This window comes from Mesorhizobium sp. M1A.T.Ca.IN.004.03.1.1 (assembly GCF_003997555.1).
Lineage (GTDB): Bacteria > Pseudomonadota > Alphaproteobacteria > Rhizobiales > Rhizobiaceae > Mesorhizobium.
This window is the reverse complement of the sequence record NZ_RZTV01000483.1, coordinates 1-263: the sequence shown is the minus strand read 5'-3', so window position 1 is coordinate 263 and position 263 is coordinate 1. Positions and strand designations below refer to the sequence as shown.

The 263-nt window shown below is 63.9% G+C and carries 1 protein-coding gene; it reads left to right on the top strand.

Annotation, left to right across the window (positions count from 1 at the left end):
• Positions 1–118: 118 nt before the first annotated feature.
• A partial coding sequence (locus EOD29_RS32540) for an NAD-dependent epimerase/dehydratase family protein (protein WP_127248852.1) occupies positions 119–263 on the top strand: 145 nt, incomplete at its 3' end.

The following is a 263-nucleotide window of genomic DNA, read 5'->3' as shown; positions in this document are numbered from 1 at the left end:
GTCGTCGTCATGGTCGTGCAAGGCGAAGCCCTCCCGAAACTGCCCGCTATTTCTAACAGATGCCGCAGGCCCGCCAAGCCCTTCTATGTCTCATGCGCTTTTCCGCTAATCTCCTGCCATGAACATTCTGATTCTCGGCGCAACCGGTTTTATAGGATCCGTCGTCGCGGCCCGGCTCGTCGCCGACGGCCACGTCGTGACCGGCCTCGGCCGCAATCCCGCGCGTGCGCGCCTGAAACAGCCGGCGATCGACTGGCGGCGCG